This is a genomic window from Pandoraea anapnoica (genome assembly GCF_902459765.1).
Taxonomy (GTDB): Bacteria; Pseudomonadota; Gammaproteobacteria; order Burkholderiales; family Burkholderiaceae; genus Pandoraea; species Pandoraea anapnoica.
The window spans coordinates 172,390-192,906 of record NZ_CABPSP010000010.1; the positions used below are offsets into that span (position 1 = coordinate 172,390).

The 20,517-nt window shown below is 63.8% G+C and carries 14 protein-coding genes and 1 pseudogene; 11 read left to right on the forward strand and 4 right to left on the reverse strand.

Features of this window, described 5'->3' with window-relative positions:
• The first annotated feature begins 27 nt into the window (after positions 1-27).
• Positions 28-2,094: a carbon starvation CstA family protein gene (locus tag PAN31117_RS17110; RefSeq protein WP_150739253.1), complete on the forward strand. Its 2,067-nt coding sequence runs from the start codon at positions 28-30 to the stop codon at positions 2,092-2,094.
• Positions 2,095-2,132: 38 nt separating this feature from the next.
• A complete protein-coding gene (locus PAN31117_RS17115; protein WP_044453281.1) occupies positions 2,133-2,330 on the forward strand; it encodes a YbdD/YjiX family protein in 198 nt (65 codons plus the stop codon).
• Between the two features lie 160 nt (positions 2,331-2,490).
• On the opposite strand, the gene hemN is transcribed toward PAN31117_RS17115, so the two are convergent.
• Entirely contained in the window at positions 2,491-4,041 is a 1,551-nt protein-coding gene (gene hemN / locus PAN31117_RS17120) for an oxygen-independent coproporphyrinogen III oxidase (protein ID WP_246189143.1), read from the reverse strand.
• 460 nt (positions 4,042-4,501) lie between these two features.
• On the opposite strand from hemN, the gene PAN31117_RS17125 reads away from it, so the two are divergent.
• Positions 4,502-5,464, forward strand: coding sequence for a LysR family transcriptional regulator (locus PAN31117_RS17125; protein WP_150739254.1), 963 nt, complete (start codon positions 4,502-4,504; stop codon positions 5,462-5,464).
• 134 nt (positions 5,465-5,598) lie between these two features.
• Here PAN31117_RS17125 and PAN31117_RS17130 read toward each other — a convergent pair whose 3' ends face one another.
• The 3 genes from PAN31117_RS17130 to dprA all read right to left on the reverse strand — a co-directional run bounded on the left by PAN31117_RS17130 (position 5,599) and on the right by dprA (position 10,259).
• On the reverse strand, positions 5,599-8,307 hold the full coding sequence (locus PAN31117_RS17130; protein ID WP_150739255.1) for a DNA topoisomerase III: 2,709 nt from the start codon (positions 8,305-8,307) through the stop codon (positions 5,599-5,601).
• Between the two features lie 161 nt (positions 8,308-8,468).
• Positions 8,469-8,858, reverse strand: a complete 390-nt coding sequence (locus PAN31117_RS17135; RefSeq protein WP_150739256.1) for a thioredoxin family protein — start codon at positions 8,856-8,858, stop codon at positions 8,469-8,471.
• A gap of 90 nt (positions 8,859-8,948) precedes the next feature.
• On the reverse strand, positions 8,949-10,259 hold the full coding sequence (gene dprA, locus PAN31117_RS17140; protein WP_246189144.1) for a DNA-processing protein DprA: 1,311 nt from the start codon (positions 10,257-10,259) through the stop codon (positions 8,949-8,951).
• A gap of 264 nt (positions 10,260-10,523) precedes the next feature.
• On the opposite strand from dprA, the gene def reads away from it, so the two are divergent.
• From def to PAN31117_RS17180, 8 genes and pseudogenes are all read left to right on the forward strand, one after another.
• A complete protein-coding gene (gene def, locus PAN31117_RS17145) occupies positions 10,524-11,027 on the forward strand; it encodes a peptide deformylase (protein WP_150739257.1) in 504 nt (167 codons plus the stop codon).
• A 161-nt stretch (positions 11,028-11,188) separates the two neighbouring features.
• Positions 11,189-12,970: an ArnT family glycosyltransferase gene (locus PAN31117_RS17150; RefSeq protein ID WP_150739258.1), complete on the forward strand. Its 1,782-nt coding sequence runs from the start codon at positions 11,189-11,191 to the stop codon at positions 12,968-12,970.
• Positions 12,971-13,065: 95 nt separating this feature from the next.
• Positions 13,066-14,043 carry a methionyl-tRNA formyltransferase gene (gene fmt, locus PAN31117_RS17155; protein ID WP_150739259.1) on the forward strand — a complete coding sequence of 326 codons (978 nt, stop codon included), beginning with the start codon at positions 13,066-13,068 and terminating at the stop codon, positions 14,041-14,043.
• A 233-nt stretch (positions 14,044-14,276) separates the two neighbouring features.
• Entirely contained in the window at positions 14,277-15,137 is an 861-nt protein-coding gene (gene htpX / locus PAN31117_RS17160; RefSeq protein ID WP_039394597.1) for a zinc metalloprotease HtpX, read from the forward strand.
• A gap of 77 nt (positions 15,138-15,214) precedes the next feature.
• Positions 15,215-16,528, forward strand: coding sequence for a 16S rRNA (cytosine(967)-C(5))-methyltransferase RsmB (gene rsmB / locus PAN31117_RS17165; RefSeq protein ID WP_150739260.1), 1,314 nt, complete (start codon positions 15,215-15,217; stop codon positions 16,526-16,528).
• Positions 16,525-17,121, forward strand: a pseudogene (locus PAN31117_RS17170) (DUF4390 domain-containing protein); the annotation flags it as partial. The gene rsmB and the pseudogene PAN31117_RS17170, both read left to right, overlap by 4 nt.
• A 223-nt stretch (positions 17,122-17,344) precedes the next feature.
• Positions 17,345-19,723 carry a sensor histidine kinase gene (locus tag PAN31117_RS17175; RefSeq protein ID WP_281349199.1) on the forward strand — a complete coding sequence of 793 codons (2,379 nt, stop codon included), beginning with the start codon at positions 17,345-17,347 and terminating at the stop codon, positions 19,721-19,723.
• Entirely contained in the window at positions 19,724-20,464 is a 741-nt protein-coding gene (locus tag PAN31117_RS17180) for a response regulator (protein ID WP_150739263.1), read from the forward strand.
• Positions 20,465-20,517: the final 53 nt, after the last annotated feature.

Here is a 20,517-nt window from a genome sequence, read left to right on the forward strand (position 1 = left end):
TTAAGCAGGCAGTTCCGAGGAGAGACAATGAATCGTATCTGGCAACAACTGCCCTGGGCAGCGGTGGCCGTCGTCGGCGCGTGCGCGCTCGGCACGGTGGCGCTATCGCGCGGCGAAACCGTCAGCGCACTCTGGATTGTGATCGCAGCCGTCTGCGTTTATCTGATCGCTTACCGTTTCTACAGCAAGTTCATCGCCACCCGTGTGGCCCAACTCGACGGCACACGCATGACGCCCGCATGGCGTCACAACGACGGCCTCGACTACGTACCGACCAATCGCTACGTGCTGTTCGGCCATCACTTTGCTGCCATCGCCGGTGCCGGTCCGCTCGTCGGGCCCGTGCTCGCCGCGCAAATGGGTTACCTGCCCGGCATGCTCTGGATTCTCGCGGGCGTGGTGTTCGCGGGCGCAGTGCAGGACTTCATGGTGCTGTTTATCTCGACGCGTCGCGACGGCCGCTCGCTGGGCGATCTCGTGAAGTCCGAACTCGGCATGATCCCCGGTGTGATCGCACTGTTCGGCGCGTTTCTCATCATGATCATCATCCTCGCCGTGCTGGCGCTGATCGTCGTCAAGGCGCTGACCGGTTCGCCGTGGGGCACCTTCACGGTCGGTCTGACGATACCGATTGCGCTGTTCATGGGCGTCTATACGCGCTTCATTCGCCCGGGCCGCATCGGCGAAGTCTCGATCATCGGCTTCGTGATGCTCATGGCGGCGATCTACTTCGGCCAGAGCGTGCACGACAGCGCCACGCTGGCGCCGCTGTTCACGTTCGACGGCAAGCAACTGACGTGGATGCTCATCGGCTACGGCTTCGTGGCATCGGTGTTGCCGGTGTGGCTGCTGCTCGCACCGCGCGACTATCTGTCGACGTTCCTGAAGATCGGCACGATTCTGGCGCTCGCCATCGGCATTCTGGTCGTCGCCCCCGAGCTGAAGATGCCTGCGCTCACGCAGTTCGTCGACGGCAGCGGTCCGGTCTGGTCGGGCAAGCTGTTCCCGTTCCTCTTCATCACGATCGCGTGCGGCGCCGTGTCTGGCTTCCATGCGCTGATCTCGTCGGGCACCACGCCCAAGCTGCTCGATAACGAAGTCAACGCGCGCTTCATCGGTTATGGCGGCATGCTGATGGAGTCGTTCGTAGCAATCATGGCGCTAGTGGCCGCGTCGGTGATCGACCCGGGCGTGTACTTCGCGATGAACAGCCCGGCAGCAGTGATCGGTACGACGCCGGAAGCCGTGGCGCAAGTCGTCTCGGGCTGGGGCTTCACGATCACGCCAGAGGTGCTGACCGCGACCGCGAAAGCGGTGGGTGAGAACACCATCATTTCGCGCGCCGGCGGCGCACCGACGCTCGCCGTCGGCATGGCCCACATCCTGCATCAGGTGGTGGGGGGCGAAGCGATGATGGCATTCTGGTACCACTTCGCGATTCTGTTCGAAGCGCTGTTCATTCTGACGGCCGTCGATGCAGGTACGCGCGCCGGACGCTTCATGTTGCAAGACCTGCTCGGCACCTTCGTGCCGTCGCTCAAGCGCACGGAGTCGTTGCCCGCAAACCTGATCGCCACGGGCTTGTGCGTGGCGGCGTGGGGTTACTTCCTGTATCAGGGCGTGGTCGATCCTCTGGGCGGCATCAACACGTTGTGGCCGCTGTTCGGCATCTCAAATCAGATGCTCGCCGCCATCGCACTGATTCTTGCGACCTGCGTGCTGTTCAAGCTCAAGCGCGAGCGCTTCGCCTGGGTGACGGTGCTGCCCACACTGTGGCTGCTCGCCTGCACGCTCACCGCCGGGTGGCAGAAGATGTTCGACGCAGACCCGAAGGTCGGCTTCCTCGCGCACGCTGCGAAGTATCAGGCAGCGCTTGCCGAGGGCAAGCTGCTCGCCCCGGCTAAGTCGGTCTCGCAGATGCAGCAGATTGTGTTCAATGACTATGTCGACGCGACGCTCGCCGGGGTCTTCATGTTTGTCGTGGTCGCGGTCGCGGTGTTCGGGGTGCGCACCATTCTCGTCGCTCGTCGGGAAAACAAACCGACGGCCAAGGAAACGCCGTTCGAGCCGATGCCCTCCGGGCAACGGGTCTGAGAACAGCTGGCACGTGAACGCATAGTGGAGGACACCCCATGCTCGATGAAGTCGGCAAGGTCGGACGGTATCTGGGACAGGCCATGCGATTGATGGTCGGCCTGCCCGATTACGACACGTATGTGGCGCACATGCAGGCCACGCATCCGGATCAGCCGGTCATGAGCTACGAGGCGTTCTTCCGCGAACGGCAGGAAGCGCGCTACGGCGGCAAGAGCGGTGGCCGCTGCTGCTGAATGCGTCCGAGCGCGGTGGAGCATCGGAACGAAGTATTCGAACACGGCATCGAAGAATGATCGATGCCGTCGAAAATGAAAAACGCCCGGTGGAGATCCCATCGGGCGTTTTGCTTTCATGCGACGGTTCGCCTGGCCCGGCACCGCCGCTCTGTCGACGTCACATGACCTTGGCGCATCGCGTGTTGGCGGTGCTGCGGCGGTAGCCGTCGAACACTTGTGCCACTACCCGCACGAGTAGGCGTCCGGCAGGCAGCACGCGTAGTCCGTGCGCGTCGATGGCCACGAGCCCGTCTGCCGCGAGATCGGCCAGCTCGCCGAGTTCGCTCGCGAAGTAAGCGACGAAGTCGATGTCGTGGGCGGCTTCGATCGCGCTGAAATCCAGCGTCATATGACACATGAGGTGCGAGATGACATCGCGCCGGATGTGGTCGTCCCGATCGAGTTGCACGCCGCGCGCAATCGCTAGACCGCCCGCGTCGATGGCGTCGTAATACGTTTTGAGCGTCTTGGCATTCTGCGCATAGCTGTCGCCGACACGGCCGATGGCCGACATGCCGACACCGATGAGATCGCAATCCGCCCGCGTGCTGTAACCCTGGAAGTTGCGATGCAGCGTACCGGCCGCTTGCGCGACGGCGAGTTCGTCGTCGGGGCGCGCGAAGTGATCCATGCCGATGTAGACGTAACCGGCCGCCGTCAGCCGCGCGATGATCGTTTGCAGCAGCGCGAGTTTTTCGGGACCGTCCGGGAGCGCGTCGGGCAGACAGCGCTGCATTTTGAACTGCTCGGGCAGATGCGCGTAACTGAAGACCGACAAACGCTCCGGGGCCATCTCGATGACGGCATCGAGCGTATTCGAGAAGGACGCGGTCGTCTGATGCGGCAGGCCGTAGATCAGATCGAAATTGACTGACTTGAAGCCGCAGCTGCGTGCAGCGTGCAGCGTCGCTTCGACGAGCGCGCGAGGCTGCACGCGATGAATCGCCTCCTGAACGCGCGGATCGAAGTCCTGCACGCCGATGGAAAGCCGGTTGAAGCCGAGGGCTCGCAGCGCGCGAATGGACGCCGGTCCCGCGCTGCGCGGATCGATCTCGATGGCGTATTCGGCGCTGTCGTCGGGCGTCATCACGAAGTGACGGCTGATCGCGTCGACGAGCGAGGCGATCTGTTCCAGTGAGAGGAACGTCGGGGTGCCGCCGCCCCAGTGCATCTGTGCGAGCGTGCGGCCCGCACCGACCAACGACGCCTGACGCACAATTTCCGCGTGAAGACGCGCCACGTAGGCGTGTGCATGCGCGCGGTTGTTCGTCACGATCTTGGTGCACGCGCAGTAGAAGCACACCGTGTCGCAAAATGGCACGTGCAGATACAGCGATATCGGTTTGCCGGTGCGCTTGGACTGCGCGGCGGCGCGGGCGTAGTCGCCGACGCCGAAATCGTCGTGGAATTGCAGCGCGGTCGGATACGAGGTGTAGCGCGGTCCGTTCACGTTGTAACGGCTGAGCAGACGTGCGTCGAACTGAACGGGACTGGCCGAGGCCGGAGACGGTAGCGCTGTGCGGGAGGACGCCGCTGCGCGGGACTGGCAGCGAGAATGCCCGGGATCCTCTCCCAAATTGCGGGACGTGCAGCCCGGACACGGTTTGCTGGCATGCGGATCGTCAGGCGAACCGGCGCAAGGCGTCGACAAAATGGGAAGAAGGTTCATGACGAGGCCCGAAACAATAGGAGACACTCGACTCTAGCCCTGCCACGCGCGGCACGCCGTGACCTGCGTCAAACAGCTTTGTCGGCGGCACGCAAGCCGCGTGAGATGCCTGTAATGCGGGACGTCGTTGCGCGAATTGCCGCATTGGAAGTGGATTCTTGCGTCGCGATGCGCACGTGGCACGCCTGAAGTGCACCGAAATCATTGTCGCGGCAGGCAATTTTTTGTCGTCTACGGTAAGCTAGCGCCTTATTGAAGTCCCCGCCGTGTCGACAGTCCTGGCGGCACGCGCGAGGCTCGCCCCGGAACCGCCGGGGCGGCGGTCCGACCGGTGCCCGCGGGTTTTAGCGAGTTTCCCCCAGGTATCCGCAGTGCTGGCAGCTCGCCGGTCTGCCCATACGCGCATACGCCCATATGCGCTTCTGCCGGAACGACGCGGCACATCACGATTGGAAACAACATGGACCGTCTGCAATCGATGCGCGTTTTCGTCAAAGTGGCCGATAACGGGAGTTTCGCCCGTACAGCCGCCCAGATGGATTTGTCCGCCGCTGTGGTCACGCGGCACGTCGCAGAACTCGAATCGCATCTCGGCGTTCGCTTGCTCAACCGCACCACCCGCAGCCTGTCCCTGACCGGCGCCGGTCAGGTGTATCTCGAACGCTGCAGGCAGATCATCGACGAAGTCGACGAGGCCGATGCACTCATCTCCAGTGCGTCACGTGACCCCAAAGGCACTTTGAAGGTCGTCGCACCCGTGTCGTTCGGGGTGCGCAACCTCGCACCGCTGGTCAAGAAGTATCAGGAGCTGCACCCGAAGGTCGTAGTCGATCTCACGTTGACCGACAGGGCCGTCGATCTGGTCGAAGAAGGTTACGACTGCGGCATTTTGCTCACGCGCATGATCAACAGCGAAAGCCTGATTTCGCGCGTGCTCGCGGAGACGCGTGTGATGCTGTGCGCTTCGCCCGCGTATATCGCCGAACATGGCGAGCCGGTCACGCCGCAAGAGCTGGGCGAGCACGGCGTGCTGGGCCTGCCCAGCGAGTTCTGGAGCGACGACCGCGTGTTTGCCGGCCCGGACGGCGAAGTGCGTGTGCGCGTGCAGAACAAGCTCATCTGCAACAACACGGCGCTGCTACGTCAGTCGGTGTTGCTCGGGCATGGGATCGCGTTCCTGCCGTCGTATCTGGTGGGTAACGATGTGCGCGACGGCGATCTGGTGGCGCTGATGCGCAACTATTCGCAGACGCCCATCGACGTCTCGCTCGTCTACCCGAGCCGCAAGTATCTGTCGGCAAAGACGCGTGGCTTCATTGACCTGACAGTCGAGTACTTCCGACAGAACGAAGGCATTTCGGCCGCCGAGCGCTGGGTGCCGCCCAAGATGTCGACGAATTCCGCCACCGAAATTCAGATGTAACGCAGCCTAACGAGGCCAAACGCAACGTTAGCCGCTGGCTTCAGATAGCAAAACGGCCACTTCCGTGAGGAGGTGGCCGTTTTTCATTGCCCGAACCGATGAAGCCGCAGGGCCTCATCGCACGAGTGACGTACTTAGAACGGTGCGTCGTCTTCGTCGAAGGCGGCGTCGTCGGATTTCGATGCTGCCTTCTTGGTCGCCGGTTTGGCCTTCGCCGTCGTCTTCTTCGCGGCCGCCTTCTTGGCCGGTGCCTTGGACGCTGCGGTCTTCGACGCCGTCTTGCGTGCCGGAGCGGCCTTCTCGTCGCCTTCGTCACCCTTCGCGTCGCCGTCAGTGGCCTTCGCTGCGGTCTTCTTCGGGGCTTTCGCCTCGAATTCGAAGCCGATCTTGCCGTCCTTCTGCTTGGCCAGATACGCCTTGAACGTGCGACCGGTGCGCGACGACTTGAAGTTCGTCAGCAAGTCCGTCTTGCCCTCGGTGAGCAGCTTGTGAATCTGCTCGCGCGTGATTTCCTGCTGGAGAATCACCTTGCCCGACGTGAAGTCGCAAGTCTTCGGATTCGCCACGGCGTTTTCGCACACGTAACGCATACCGTGCTCGAACACGCGACCGTTGCACTTCGGGCAATGGCCGACCGGCTCCTGACCCGTGAAGTCCGGGGCTTCGCCATCTTCGTCACCGTTGTCCTGACCGAAGTCGAATTCGAGCTTGTAGCCCATTTCGTCATCGGGGGAGAGCTTGATGATGGCCGAGAACGGACGTCCCATCTTGCTGCGGAAGCCCGACAGCGGCCCGATCGTCTTGTTCTGCAGCAGCTCTTCGACTTCCGGAATTTCGAACTGACGTCCGCCCGGGATCTTCGAGATCGAGAAGTTGCAGTTCGTGCAGGCGAAACGGCGGTAGTTTTCCTTGACCACACCGCCGCAGTGCGGACACGGCGTCGCGAGCGTCGCGTAATCGCCGGGGATGGTGTCGGAATCGTATTCCTTCGCGCGCTTGACGATAGTCTGCGTCATTTGCGCGATTTCGTGCATGAACTCGTCGCGCTTGAGGCCGCCGCGCTCGATCTGCGAGAGCTTGGCCTCCCATTCGCCGGTGAGTTCCGGCAGCGTCAGTTCGTCCACGCCCAGGCCGCGCAGGAGCGTCATCAACTGGAACGCCTTGGCCGTCGGATGCAGCTCGCGGCCTTCGCGCACGAGGTACTTTTCCGTCAACAAGCCTTCGATGATGGCCGCGCGCGTAGCTGGTGTGCCCAGGCCCTTGCCCGCCATCGCTTCGCGCAACTCGCCGTCTTCCACGAGCTTGCCCGCGCCTTCCATGGCGGAAAGCAGCGTGGCTTCGCTGTAGCGCGCAGGCGGCTTGGTTTGCAGACCGACCGCCGCGACCTTGTCGACGCCGACCTTTTCATCCTTGGCGACCGGCACGAGATTCGGCTGGTCTTCCTTGGTGTCCTTCGCGTCCTTGCCGTCGTCTGCGCCTTCCTTGCCGTAGATGGCGAGCCAACCGGCCTGCACGAGCACCTTGCCTTCGGTCTTGAAGTGATGTCCGACCACTTCCGTGATGCGGGTCGTCACTTGATACTCGGCGGCCGGGAAGAACACTGCCAGGAAGCGCTTAACCACGAGGTCGTACAGCTTCTGCTCCGGCTCGGAGAGGTTCTTCGGCGCCTGCAGCGTCGGGATGATGGCGAAGTGATCGCTGATCTTGCTGTTGTCGAAGATCCGCTTGTTCGGCTTGACCCAGCCCTTGTTCAGGACCTGATTGGCGAACTGGTGATAGTTGTTGCTCTCCTTGAGCACCGTCATCGTTTCCTTGACGGTCTCCAGGTAGTCTTCCGGCAGCGCGCGTGCGTCGGTACGCGGGTACGTCAGCACCTTGTGCTTTTCGTACAGCGCCTGCGCCAGACCGAGCGTGTTCTTTGCGGAGAAACCGAAGCGGCTATTGGCTTCGCGCTGCAAGCTGGTCAGATCGAACAGCAGCGGCGAGAGCTGGCTCGACGGCTTCGACTCTTCCGTGACGGTGCCGTGCTTGCCGCGCACGGCGGCGACGACCGACTCAGCGGCCGCCACGCTCCACAGACGCGAATCGCGCTGCTCGGGATCGAATTCGTTGCGCTTGAAATTCGGGTCGAACCAGCGGCCTTCGTAGAAGCCCGCTGCGGCGACGAACTCGGCTTTGACTTCCCAGTAGTCGCGCGACACGAACTTGCGGATCTTCTCTTCGCGCTCGACCACGATCGACAGGGTCGGCGTCTGCACGCGGCCGACCGTCGTCAGGAAGAAGCCGCCGCCCTTGCTGTTGAACGCCGTCATGGCGCGCGTGCCATTGATGCCGACCAGCCAGTCGGCTTCGGCACGGCTGCGCGCGGCATCGGCCAGCGGGAGCATGTCGCTGTCGGTGCGCAGACGCTTGAAGCCGTCGCGAATCGATTGCGGCGTCATCGACTGAAGCCACAGGCGCTGGACCGGTTGCTTGGCCTTCGCGTGCTGGGCGATCAGACGGAAAATCAGTTCCCCTTCGCGCCCCGCGTCACAGGCGTTGATCAGGACATCGACGTCCTTGCGCTTGATGAGGCGGGTGAGCACCTTCAGACGCGACTCGCTCTTGGCAATCGGCTTGAGGTCGAAGTGCGGGGGAATCACGGGAAGGTTGGCGAAGCTCCACTTGCCGCGTTTGACTTCATAGTCTTCCGGCGCGCCGATTTCGACGAGGTGGCCAACCGCCGACGAGACGACGTAATCGTCGCTCTCGAAGTACTCGTCATGCTTGGTAAAGCCGCCCAGCGCCCGCGCGATGTCATTCGCGACGGACGGTTTCTCGGCAATGATCAGAGCTTTTGACATGACGTTAGGTAATGTTGAGGGGGTGTCGCCAGGCGACATTCGTTGGCTTTATAACATATAGCCAATCCGGCGTTGCCGTCGGATCGGGCACAAGGCGTGCCTGAAAGCGGCACATCATAAGCGCGTCGCAAGCCGTCGGCAAGGGTGGGGCCGACGCAGGCTCATGCGGCGCGCAGATGCTCGCGCAGCGCGGGGGCCGCGACCGTGGCGTTGCCCAGTACATCGGCGTCGAGCATGCGCTCGAGAATCCCGATGGCCGGCAGCACCGGGCCGAAGAAGCGGGCCTGACCGGCCGATTGGGGTGCATCCTGAACCAGTAATGTCGGGAAATTCTCGATGTCGTGGTCGTCGAGCCAGTCGGCGTGCGTTTCGATATCCACCCAGACGAAACATAGCTCGGGATGCTTCGCGGCCAATTGCTCGAAGGTTTGCGCGTATTCTCGGCAGGTGCCGCACCACTCCGCGCACAGACAGGCCACGAGACGCGTGTTGCCCGCGGCCAGCGCGGCAGCCAGTGCAGAACGGTCGGCGACGGGATCGAAAACGGGCATGGTGTCGGTGATATCGGTTGCTGTGTTTTGGGGGGTGACGGGCAGATGCGCGTTGTTTGACCCTCGTAGCAGGACTTCATTGGGCCGGAATCAGTCGGCTAAAGTCAGTCGGCTGAACCGGCCGCCCGGCAGACGGGCGACATGGCCGCCGAGTTCCAGTGCGCCCAGTTGCGCCAGCACGTCGGCAATACCGAGGCCGGTGCGCTCGCAGAGGGTGTCCGCGTTGACGGGATCATACCCCAGCGCCTTCAGAACCGCTGTCGTGCCCGCCGGGGAGTCTGTCGCTCCGACCGTGCTCACGTTTGCCTTTTCTTGCTTCGGGCAGACGTGGACACTCGGTGGGGGTGGCGCGTTCCCGTCATTGTGGCCTTGAGCGATCCGTTTGCCGTGATCCGGCGTTGGGCCGCCCGCCCGGGAGGGTGAGGGACGGTGCCGACGCTTGCGCTCGCCACAGACGGGGTGCGCCGGGGCGGATGGCGTCATACCGAGGGCTTCAAGCACGTCGTCCGGCGAAGCGACGAGAGTGGCCCCGTCCCGAATGAGCACATGGCAGCCCTGACTGTGCGGCGAGTGGATGGATCCGGGCACGGCAAGGACGTCGCGTCCTAATTCGCCGGCAAGGCGCGCTGTGATGAGCGAGCCGGAGTGCGCCGTCGCTTCGATGACGACCGTACACCGGGCGAGTGCCGCGATCAGCCGGTTGCGACGGGGGAAGTGCTCGGGCCGGGGCGGCGTGGCGATCGGAAACGCGGACAGCATCAGGCCCCGTTCGGCGATCTTTTCGGCCAGTGCGCGATGACGCGTTGGGTAGACGATGTCCGCGCCGGTGCCGACGACCGCACACGTGCCCCCGGACGTCTCCATTGCCCCTTCATGGGCGGCCGCGTCGATCCCGGCGGCGAGTCCTGATACGACGGCGAAACCGGCATCCCCCAGTACCCGTGCGAAGTGCTGTGCGTTGTCGCGTCCCTGTAGCGAGGCGCGACGGCTGCCGACAATGGCCACGGCACGCTCGCCGCCGTCTCCCGACCGGTTGGCTAGCGTCACGTCTCCCCGGCAGTACAGGATCGGCGGCGCGTCGCCGAGCGTCAGCAACGCGCGCGGATAGGCGGTTTCGGACAGAGTGAGGACGGCGCATCCCGGTCGATCCGCCCATTCGAGCGTGGCGGCGATTTGCGTCGACAATTCGGCAGACGTATGCGCCAGCAACCGCCCGACGACGTCCACCGGCACCACGTCGGACAACGCGCCGCGCGACGCCCCGAAGATCGCGTCGGGCGGACCAAAGGCGGCCAGCAGGCGTCGGACCGCCGCTGCTGGCACGCCCGGCGTGTGGCACAGGCGCAACCAGTCCTTGATTTCCTCCCGGTCCGCACCGATCTGTACATCGGGGCGCGTCACCTCGAAGTGGGAGGAATGTTCGTTCCCCGACGTCCAGGAATGGCGCGTGAGGCAGGCGGGACGGGCGTCACGAGTGGCCGGGGGCGCGTCGGCCGCCAGCGTCGACGATAGCGCTATGCTAAAATTTTTCATCATCCGGTAAGCATTGACCGGGGGGCCATAGCAGACGAGGCGCGCGACAGACATTGCCGTACGCCTGCGTGATCACATGATTTTGCGTGTGCGGCCGCCCGCAGGGCAATGCGGCGAATTCCCGTTTTCATCATGGCATTACTGACAATTCTTCAATATCCCGATCCCCGTCTGCACAAGGTGGCCAAGCCGGTCGCTGTGGTGGACGACCGGATCCGTCAACTCGTCAAGGACATGGCCGAGACCATGTACGACGCCCCCGGCATCGGCCTCGCGGCCACGCAGGTCGACGTGCACGAGCAGGTCATCGTGATGGACCTCTCGGAAACGCGCGACGAGCTGCGTGTGTTCATCAATCCGAAGATCGTGTGGCGTAGCGACGAACAAAAGGTCTACGAAGAGGGCTGCCTCTCCGTGCCGGGCATTTACGACGAAGTCGAGCGCGCTGATCGTGTGCGCGTCGAAGCACTCGACGAGAAGGGCGAGAAGTTCGTCATCGACGCCGACGATCTGCTCGCCGTGTGCATTCAGCACGAGATGGACCACCTCAAGGGACGCGTGTTCGTCGAGTACCTCTCGCCGCTCAAGCGCAACCGCATCAAGGCGAAGATGAAGAAGCAGGCCGAACGCGCCTGAACACCACGACGCACCTCATCGGTCGCGTACCATCAGGCTTGGGCGCGCCCGGTAAAGTCCTCTATACTTGCAGCGCTCGCGGGCCATGCGCCCCTTCTGCTGCTGCGACGGGGCGTCTCGAACGTCTGCCGTCGGGCCAATCACCCCGACTGTCTGACGAGATGTCCATCGCCACGCCTACGCCGTCTTCCCGTACCCGTTTTGTTTTCTGGCTGAGCGCCGCACTACTGTTCGCGTTCCTGCTCGCGGGCCTGTTTGATCGCGACCCCTGGAAAGCCGACGAACCGTATTCGGTCGGCATGGTGCTCAACTTCTTCCGGGGTCACGATCTGATCGTGCCACGTGTGGCCGCCGATCCGTTCGTCGAGAAGCCGCCCGTCATGTACTGGACGGGGGCGATTTTCGCGCGCGCGACTTCCGCCGTGCTGCCGGTGTTCCAGGGTGCGCAGTTCGCGGTGCTCGCGTGGCTCGTCATTGCGGTGATCTGCGTAGGACGTCTGGCGCAGCGCGTCTATCGTTCCGACACCTTCAACTGGCTCGCGCCGATCCTGATGGTCGGCAGCTTCGGCGCCATCGAGAACATTCACAAACTGACGGCCGACGTGCCGCAACTGGCTGGCGCCGCACTCGCGCTGGCGGCGCTCGCGCGTCTGGCCCGGGCCGAGAATTCCGCTCGTTTGTGGGGGCTGCTCTTCGGTACGGGGGCTGGCATTGCGTTCCTCAGCAAAGGCTTGCTCGTGCCCGGTGTGCTGGGTCTCACGGCGCTCACTGCCTCCCTGTTGCCCGCGTATCGCACGCGTCGTTACGCGGCGGCGCTCGGCTGGGCGTTGCTTGCATCGCTGCCGTGGCTGATCGTCTGGCCGATGCTGTTCTGGCACGCGTCCGAGCCGCTGTTCGTCGAATGGTTTTGGGATAACAACTTCGGCCGGTTTTTCGGCTTTGTGCATCTCGGGGGCGAGCGCAAGTCGTACTGGAACGACGTGACCAGCTTGCTCGGGCTGACTTTTCCGGCGGGCTGGCTTGCCGTGGGGGCGTTGATTTCGCAGCTGCGCCAAGGCACGGGCAGACGTCTGCGACGCTTTGTCGACGAACGGCCGGAACTCGCCATGCTGTGGCTGTACGCCGTGCTGTTCGTGTTGACGCTGGTGGTGTCGTCGGCCATCCGCGATATCTATATGTTGCCGCTCTTCCCGGCCATCGCCGTGCTGGGCGCAGGCGTGCGTCTGCCGACGTGGCTGGAGAGGACGTGGTCGGGCGTGGCGCTGGTGCTCATGAGCGTGCTCGGCGTGTTCCTCTGGGTGCGTTGGGGGCTGCAACTGACCGGGAACGGGCATGTCGCTGCAGGTCCGATCGGCAAATGGTTGCCGCTCGATTACGTGCTGCCGTTCTCGCCGGGGTTGTTCCTCGCAGGCCTCGTGATCGCGGCATTGTGGGTGACGGCCATCGTGCATCGCCGTGCACTCGGCGCACTCGTGTTCGGTTTCGCGGGGCTGATGTTCGTCTGGGGAACGCTCTCGACGCTACTGCTGCCGTGGGTCAACGAAGCGCGCAGCTATCGCACACCATTCGCCGCGTTGCACGAGGCGCTCTCGCAAGTGCCGCGAGCAACGAAGGCCATGAAGGCAACGAATGCGACGCAGGTAGGTGCATCCGGAGCGAGCACTTGCATCGGATCGTTCAACGTGGGCGAATCGGAACGGGCAATGCTCGACTATTTCATCGACGTGCGCCCGGTGCAGCTACCGAGTCTCGACGACGCTTCACGCTGCGACACGCTGCTGGTACTCGACAAAGCGGCGTCTCGCATCGCGGTGCCGGACGCCTGGCGCGAGATCTGGCAGGGCGGCCGCGCGGGTGACACGAACGAGCGTTTCCGGGCATTCGTACCGGTGACGCCCGCCACGGCTTCCACCGCTTCGGCGGCGCCCGCCGCCGTTCAGTAAGTCGTCGTGTCTGCCGGACACCCTCCGGCATTGCATCAGCATCACCTCGGCATTACGCCAGTACTACGTCAGCATCACGCAGGAGGAAGTCCATCATGACGCTTCGCATCGTTTTCGCCGGTACACCGGAATTCGCACAAACCGCGCTCGCCGCCATCGATGCCGCTGGCTTCTCCGTGGAGTTGGTGCTTACTCAGCCAGATCGTCCTGCCGGACGCGGTATGAAGCTTCAGGCCAGTCCCGTCAAACGCTACGCGCAGGAACACGGTATGCCGGTGGCGCAGCCGCCGTCGTTGCGTCGTAACGGCAAGTATCCGGAAGAAGCGGCAGCGGCCATCGAGCAATTGCGCGCACTCGCGCCCGACGTCATGGTGGTGGCGGCCTACGGCCTGATCCTCCCGCAGGAAGTCCTCGATCTGCCGCGCTACGGCTGTCTGAACATTCACGGCTCGCTGCTGCCTCGCTGGCGCGGCGCTGCGCCGATTCACCGTGCCATCGAGTCGGGCGACGCCGAGACCGGCATCACCATCATGCAGATGGACGCCGGGCTCGACACCGGTGCGATGATTTCGCGCGAAGCCGAACCCATCGGTGCCGACGATACGACGGCGACGCTGCACGACCGTATGGCGGCGCTGGGCGGAAAGATGATTGTCGAGGCGTTGCAGCGGCTCGCACGCGACGGCCATTTGCCGTCGGAAGCGCAGCCCGAGGCGGGCGTCACGTACGCCGAGAAGATCGCCAAGCAGGAAGCGGTGCTCGACTGGCACAAGCCCGCCGAGACGCTGGCGCGGCAGGTGCGGGCGTTCGATCCGTTCCCTGGTGCGCTGGGCACGGTGCACAACACGCCCGTGAAGCTCTGGCGCGCGGACGCCGTGGCGGGCAAACCGGGCGCTGCCCCCGGTACGGTGCTCGAAGTGAGCGCTGACGCCATCGTCATCGCCTGCGGCGACGGCGCGCTGCGCGTGACCGAGTGCCAGAAGCCGGGCGGCAAGCGCTTGCCGGTGCGGGAGTTCCTGACGGGCTTTGCGCTGGCGACGGGCGACGTGTTTGCGGCCGGCACGGTGAGCTAAGCGTTTCGAGCCTTCCGGTTGATTTTTGGGATTCGACGTTCCGGACATCAAAACAGCGCGAAAATGGCGTAAAACGTCTTCGAAGTCGCGTGCAAACCCGGTGAACGTCTGAAAAATTAGTCGACACTGGTGTCGGGGACGTTGAATTTTCGGTAAGCGACGCCATCTAACGCCCGAGGACACGCAAAGTGCGTGATCTGTGAGGTCATCAAGGATTTGCAGAGGAGAACACTATGTTCAATTGGATGAAGACCACCCTGCTGATGGCGGCCATCACCGCGTTGTTCATGGTGGTGGGCGGCATGATCGGGGGCAAGCAGGGCATGATGCTTGCGCTGGCGTTCGCGCTCGCGATGAATTTCTTTTCGTACTGGTTCTCGGACAAGATGGTGCTGCGCATGTACAACGCGCAGCAAGTCGACGAGACCAGCGCGCCGCAGTTCTACAACATGGTGCGGGAGTTGTCGCAGCGTGCTGGCCTGCCGATGCCGAAAGTCTATCTGATCAACGAAGACGCTCCGAACGCGTTCGCGACCGGCCGCAATCCGGAGAACGCTGCGGTGGCGGCCACGACCGGCATTCTGCGCGTGCTCTCCGACCGTGAGCTCCGTGGTGTGATGGCGCACGAGCTGGCCCACGTGAAGCATCGTGACATTCTCATCTCTACGATTTCCGCCACGATGGCCGGTGCGATTTCCGCCCTCGCCAACTTCGCGATGTTCTTCGGTGGACGCGACGAAAACGGCCGTCCGGCCAATCCGATCGCCAGTATCGCCGTGGCGATTCTCGCGCCGCTGGCCGCCTCGCTGATCCAGATGGCGATCTCGCGCGCCCGTGAATTCGAAGCCGACCGTGGCGGTGCCGAGATCTCCGGCGACCCTCAGTCGCTCGCGATGGCGCTCGACAAGATCCATCGTTACGCGCAGGGCATTCCGTTCGATACGGCCGAGCAGCACCCGGCCACGGCGCAGATGATGATCATGAATCCGCTGTCCGGCGGGCGCCTCGCGAACCTGTTCTCGACGCACCCGGCGACTGAAGAGCGCGTAGCGCGTCTGATGGAGATGGCCCGCACCGGCCAATATCCCGTCTGATATCCTGTCGGCCGACAGCCGTCCAGTTACCCTCCCATGCCCGCCGTCGTGCGGGCATGTTTGTTTGTAGAACGCCCATGCCGCAACCGAGTCTGCCCACCGAATCCCTGGCCTATGTGCTGCAACGCGCCGCACAGGTCGTCGAATCCGTCCAGAAGGGCACCGCATTGCCGCAGGCGCTGACGCAAGCCACCGCCCAGTGCGCGCCGACGGTGCGTGCCGCCACACAGGATCTCGCTTACCGCGCCGTGCGACGTCTGGGCAGCAGCCGTGCGCTGCTCGCCGTGCTCGTCAAGCCGGCCTTGCAGGCACGCGTGCGCGACATCCTCCTGTGTGCCCTCGCGTTGCTGCAAGACGATGCCGAAGGTGCTGCGTACACCGAATTTACGGTCGTCGATCAGGCGGTCGAAGCCATTGCCGCGCAGCGTCGCACGGCGGCGGCGAAGGGGCTGGCCAACGCGGTACTGCGACGCTTTCTGCGTGAGCGCAGCGCGTTGATGGCGCAGATCGAGACGCAACCCGAAGCGCGCTGGAATTACCCGGCGTGGTGGATCGACACCGTGCGCCGTGCCTATCCCGACCAATGGGAGACGCTGCTGGCCGCTGGCAATGGCCGCGGACCGATGACGCTGCGCGTGAACACGCGTCGTGTCAGCGTGGACGCCATGCAGGCGGCGCTGACGCAGGCTGGCATGGAGGCCGAGGTCATCGGCCCGGTGGCGCTGCGTCTGGCGCAGGCGGTGCCGGTCGATCGTCTGCCCGGTTTCGCCGACGGATGGGTTTCGGTGCAGGATGCGGGCGCGCAGTTGGCTGCGCCGCTGGTACTCGGCGAGCATCCGACGCCTGGCATGCGCGTGCTGGACGCCTGCGCAGCCCCTGGCGGCAAGACCGGTCATCTGCTGGAAATGGCGAACGTGCAGGTCACGGCGCTCGAATCGGACCGCACGCGCGTGCCGCGCATCTACGAGAATCTCGAACGTCTCGGGCTGGATGCGGATGTGCGCATCGGCGATGCGGGCAATCCGTCGAAATGGTCTGGCGGGGGATGGGACGGCGTGCCGTTCGACCGAATTCTGGCCGACGTGCCGTGTTCGGCAGCGGGCATCGTGCGCCGTCATCCGGACATTCGCTGGTTACGTCGCGAGGCCGACATTGCCGCGCTGGTCGAAGAGCAGCGCCGGATTCTGCTCGCGCTGTGGGAGACATTGGCCGTGGGCGGCGAACTGATCTATGCGACGTGCTCCGTCTTCCCGGCGGAAAACGAGCAGCAAGCGCAATGGTTTGAACGTGTTCGCACAGATGCGGTACGATTGGACGCTCCCGGGCAATTGCTGATGACCCCTGGCGGCGCCCACGACGGCTTCTACTACGCTCGCTTCCAGAAACGGTGACTTTCTCCCAACGGCTACTGGCCTGCCTGCTGCCACTGCTGCTGTGCGTTTTTGCGCTCGGCTACGCGGCACCCGCGCGCGCCGAAAACGAAATCCAGGTGCGCGAGGCCCGGCTCGAACCGTCGGACGGCGGCTGGTCGCTCGACGCACGCTTTGCCTTCGAGCTCAATAACAGTCTCGAAGATGCCGTCAATCGCGGCGTCTCCCTTTATTTCACGACAGACTTCGAACTGACCCGCTCGCGCTGGTACTGGTTCGACGAAAAGGTCGTGAATACGTCTCAGAGCGTGCGGTTGTGGTTCCAGCCGCTCACGCGTCAATATCGTGTCTCCAGCAATAACGGCAACAGCAATAGCGGCGGCCTGCAACTCGGCTTCGGTTCGCTGCGCGAAGCACTCGCGCTCGTGCGCAATGTCAGCGGCTGGCGCGTGATCGAGAAGGGCGTGGCCAAGCCGGGCACGCAGTATCAGGTGTCGGTGCGCATGCGGCTCGACAACGCGCTCATGCCCAAGCCGTTCCAGATCGACGCGGTGAACAATCGCGACTGGAACCTCAGCTCGGACTGGACGCGCTTTTTGTTCACGCCCGCGCAACCATCGGCATCGGCGGGCTTGTCGGTGCCGGCGGTTGCGGCACTGCCCGCCGCAGCATCTGCTTCCGCGTCGACATCGGCTTCTGCCGCAGCCGCGCCGATCACGCTGGCACCGTCCGCCGCGCCTGCGAGCCTGGGCCTGACGGGAATGACGGCATCGCTCGATGCGACGAATCCGTCGAACGCCGCCTCGCGTTCGACGGGAAAATTGCCACTGGCCTTCAATGCGGCCCTCCCGCCCGGAGCTGCCCGTGTCAAATAACGGCAGCGGCCTGCTCAAGCACATCGTCATCCGCACGCTGATCGTCACGATGGCGCTGGTCGCCATCGGTCTGTTCGGCCTGCTCGCGCTAGCGTCGGCCAATACCGAATTCTTCGATCGCTACTACTCGCTGCTCTACACCGCGAATATCGCGGTCGCATTCATCTTCGTCTTCATCGTCGGCGCGCTCGTCTGGATCATTCTCGTGCGGCTGCGCCAGCGACGTTTCGGCACGCGACTGCTCGCCAAGCTCGCGATCTTCTTCGCGCTGGTAGGCGTGTTGCCGGGCGGCATCATCTATCTCGTGTCGTTGCAATTTGTCTCGCGCAGCATTGAATCGTGGTTCGACGTGCGGGTCGAAACGGCGCTCGACTCCGGTCTTGAACTCGGGCGCGCGATTCTGAACAACGGTCTGTCGGATCTGGGTGCGAAGGCGCAACTGGTGGCCGACAATCTGGCGTCGAGCGGTGAGAAGGGCGGCACGCTCACGCTGCTGCGCATGCGAGATCAGTTCGGTTTGCAGGACGCGACCATCGTCGACGGCAACGGACGTGTGCTGGCCTCGGCCTCAGGCAACTTCAACGCGCTGGTGCCCGATCTGCCCACGGCGCTGATGTTGCGACAGGCGCGCACGCAGCCGCGTGGCTACACGGCTATCGAGGGCGGCAGCGAAGGCTACGACCGGCACGAAGGACACGATCAGTTGCGCTGGCGGGTGGTGATCCGCATTCCGTCGAGTTACACGTCGTCGTTGCAGGACGACGAACGGTTTCTGCAAGTCATCCAGTTGGTCCCGGCCAATCTGGCCAAGAGCGCCGAGGCCGTGCAGAACGCTTATCGCGAATATCAGGAGAAGGCGCTGGGACGCACAGGCCTTCGCAAGATGTACATCGGTACGCTGACGCTATCGCTGTTCCTCGCGACCTTCGTGGCGATGATGCTTGCGCTGGCGCTCGGCAGTCAGTTGGCGCGTCCGCTGTTCCTGCTCGCTCGCGGCACGCAGGAAGTCGCGGCAGGCGACTTGTCGCCCAAGGGGGAAGTGCGCACCAATGACGAACTGGGCTTCCTGACGCAGGCGTTCAACGCGATGACGCGTCAATTGTCCGACGCACGCGCCACCGTTGAGCGCAACCGTCTCGCGCTCGAAAGTTCGAAGGCGCACCTGGAGTCCATTCTGTCGAGCCTGACGGCCGGCGTGTTCGTCTTCGACCGCGATTTCCGACTGACGACGGCCAACGCCGGCGCCGAGCGCATCTTCAAGCAGAGTTTTCAGGGCGAGTTGAATCGCTCGCCCGCACATATTCCGGCGCTGGTAGAGTTCGGTGAAACGCTGCGTCGTGCGTTCGCCGATCGCGATGCCAATGCCGACCTCGGCCCGGGCGGGCACTGGCAGCAGCAAATCGGTCTGACGCTGCCAGGCGAAACCGACGGAGTGACGCTGCTGGTACGCGGCTCGCATCTGCCGGAGCCGATGGTGGCGGTGGCCGGGGTGCCGACCAGGGCAGGCGGCGGCTACGTGGTGGTGTTCGACGACATCAGCGACGTGATCTCTGCGCAGCGTTCGGTGGCGTGGGCCGAAGTGGCGCGGCGTCTGGCGCATGAGATCAAGAATCCGCTCACGCCGATTCAGCTCTCGGCGGAGCGTTTGCAGATGAAGCTGTCCGACAAGCTGCCGCCGGCCGACGCCGAAGTGCTGCGCAAGGGCGCGACGACCATCGTCAATCAGGTGGCGGCGATGAAGCGCATGGTGGATGATTTCCGCGACTATGCGCGGTTGCCGCCGGCGATCATGCATCCGCTGCAACTCAACGAGCTGATTGGCGAGGTCCTGACGTTGTACGGTGTGGATGAAGGGCGTGGCACGATCCGTCCGTATCTCGATGCAGAGCTGCCGGAAATTCGCGGAGACTCGACGCAATTGCGGCAGGTTATCCATAATCTGCTGCAGAATGCTCAAGATGCGGTCGGCGGAACCGAAAACCCTCTTATCACGGTGGAAACGAAGACAGTAGAATACGCAGGAACGGATGTGCATCCCGGCGAACCGAAGCGCACGGCAGTGCGTCTGACGATCACGGACAATGGGCCGGGCTTCCCGGCGCGCATTCTGACCCGCGCATTCGAACCCTACGTGACGACCAAGTCGAAGGGCACCGGGCTCGGGTTGGCGATGGTCAAGAAGATCATCGACGAGCATCAGGCGCGTATCGACATCCGTAACCGGTCTTTACCCGAGGGCGAAGGCAGTGCAGGTGCACAGATTTCGATCTTGTTTACTCAATTGGCTGACGACCAGGAACTGCCGCGCAGCAAGCCGGCAGAACACACGAAGGTAGCGTAAATGGCAACCATTTTGGTGGTGGATGACGAAATGGGGATCCGGGAGCTGCTCTCGGAGATTCTGAGCGACGAGGGGCATGTCGTGGAGGTGGCGGAGAACGCGCAGGAAGCGCGCGCTTTCCGTGCCGCACACACGCCCGATCTCGTGCTGCTCGACATCTGGATGCCCGATACCGACGGCGTGACCTTGCTCAAGGAATGGGCGGCACAGCAGTTGCTGACCATGCCCGTGATCATGATGTCCGGACATGCCACGATCGACACCGCCGTCGAGGCGACGAAGATCGGCGCGCTCAACTTCCTCGAGAAGCCCATCGCCCTGCAAAAGCTGTTGCAGGCGGTGGAGCAGGGGTTGGCGCGCGGCAAGCGCGAAGCGTCCGGTGGGGCGGCAAGCGCCTTTGAAGGCGATGACGACGCACTCGAAGCCGGTGTCTTCGGCGAGAGCGAGCCGCGTCAGGCTGGCGCGGGCCTGAACGGTACGGCCTCGCATCACGTGCCGCTCGGCGTGAGCGATGCAGACGGCGTGAGCGGCCTGGCCGGTTCGGGTATGTCGGCGGACATCTCGTTCGACGTCCCGCTGCGCGAAGCCCGCGACGCCTTCGAACGCGCTTACTTTGCTTACCATCTGGCCAAGGAACACGGCAGCATGACGCGCGTGGCCGAGAAGACCGGGCTGGAACGCACGCACTTGTACCGCAAGCTCAAGCAACTGGGCGTCGAACTTTCCAAGAGCAAGACCTGATGGAATGGCGGTGTGGCGCGTGCAAAGGTGCCGTCATGCCGCTTCGCTGCAGA